This is a genomic window from Rhizobium ecuadorense (assembly GCF_001187535.1).
GTDB lineage: Bacteria > Pseudomonadota > Alphaproteobacteria > Rhizobiales > Rhizobiaceae > Rhizobium > Rhizobium ecuadorense.
In genome coordinates, this window is record NZ_LFIO01000890.1 from 1 (window position 1) to 265 (window position 265).

Genomic DNA, 265 nt, shown 5'->3' on the forward strand with positions numbered 1-265 from the left:
CGCCGATGCCGCTCAGAAAGCAAAGGATGATCTTGAGCGTTCCGATCTTAACCCTGGGAATTGGCATTGGTGACACTATCAGTTCCGCGAAACTTCGACCAAGTTCTCTTTGTCTGAACGCCGATGTAACTGCACCACCCGAAGAGAGCGAAATAGACGTATATTTGTATCGGTTGATAGATCCACGGCATATTCCCGGTGACGTCTCCGATACAAAACATGCTCGGTGATCCGGAAGCATACCTAAGAGCCCGTCTCGAAAGGG

At 50.2% G+C, this 265-nt stretch carries 1 protein-coding gene; it reads left to right on the forward strand.

Going from position 1 to position 265, the window contains the following annotated elements; all coding sequences use genetic code 11:
* Positions 1-230: hypothetical protein (locus AF337_RS44425; protein ID WP_210168064.1), on the forward strand; the 230-nt coding region annotated here is incomplete at its 5' end.
* Positions 231-265: the final 35 nt, after the last annotated feature.